General features: G+C 55.9%; 1 protein-coding gene. It reads left to right on the forward strand.

Going from position 1 to position 1,194, the window contains the following annotated elements:
* Nucleotides 1-471: 471 nt before the first annotated feature.
* Nucleotides 472-1,023, forward strand: a complete 552-nt coding sequence (locus tag AC3WJD_RS21985) for a hypothetical protein (RefSeq protein WP_492748983.1) — start codon at nt 472-474, stop codon at nt 1,021-1,023.
* The last annotated feature ends 171 nt before the right edge of the window (nt 1,024-1,194 follow it).

Genomic DNA, 1,194 nt, shown 5'->3' on the forward strand with positions numbered 1-1,194 from the left:
GGATTGTCCGGGCGACCGCCTCCTCCGTTGTCATGGGGATTGCTCACGGCACTCTCCTTGGGTTGCGGCACAATTGCCGCCAAAAACAAGATGATGTCGTACAGCATTATAAACAAGTCCAGCCAAACGGAAAGCTGTGGGCATACGATATTGGTTGATCTGGACAGAGTCGAGCAATTGCAGTTTGCGTCCATCGGCGCGAGACTCTGTACTCCCCCTTAGCAAAGGCGTTCCCAATTCCACTTCCGCAAACTTTCACAGCAAATCGGCGGAAATTTCGACCTCGCCTTTGCTGATCTTCGACGGCTCGGCAAAAGCAGATGAACGAGCGGCCGCTTTCGGAAAGCTCACTTTGACCGACGAATGGCGAATTTGTCGGCGGAGGCCGCCAGGGCCTGCCGAAACGAGAGAAAGCCCCCGCTGATCCCTGCAGACATTGGCATTGATGGGGGAGCACGTTAGCTCTGATACATGTTCAAGCTTGGATACCACAAAGCGGACGAGTGGATCGAGCACTCCCATCCGCCAGTCTACTCTCTGGAAATGGCAGCGGGCGGTGAGGAAAAGCTCATTGCAACTGTTCCGCGCAGCGACCCGATCGTGTTCCAGAAGCTGACGGATTGCCTTACGCCTCCCTTTTTTCTGCTCTACGTCCTGCACACGCCGAGAGGAGAAGGCGAGCCGGGCCGCTATCAAAGCGCTGAGATCACCCGTGACGATCTGGACAGGTTTATCGACCGATATGAGTTGTTTCTGCGCTCGGACTCCCGCTTCGACCTGTGGCTGCACTCGCCTGCTGATCAGGCAACAATTGTCTGGGATCGTCACAACCTTGCATATGGCTACGGGCCAACGAGATTATTAGTTGAGGCGCTTGGCGGGCTTGGCTTTGAACGCGGTCAGCCTAGCATCCCAACTCCCCACCAGCATCACTATCATCAAGCCTTTGATGACGATGCTCGTGCGGTTCTCACGGGCATGACCTGGAGCTACTCGCCGCTTCAACCAGAGGATTGGCAATAGCAACGGCCGATTGCTTCCGCCGAATGCCCCTCAGGCGACACCTGAACAGACGGCGGGTTTCGGGCAGCGGAAAATGTACGATGAACGTCCGATTTGGCGAAGGATTTCGGGCGCATAAGCGTACGAAATCCTTACATGCAGGAACCCGCGATCCGCGTTCTCTGCGCTATG

The sequence above is a fragment of the Sphingobium sp. FW306-1B-F04DB genome (assembly GCF_058781925.1).

Excerpts from the sequence above, each read along its gene's own strand:
- AC3WJD_RS21985 (WP_492748983.1), top strand. The coding sequence starts at position 472 with ATGTTCAAGCTTGGATACCACAAAGCGGACGAGTGGATCGAGCACTCC.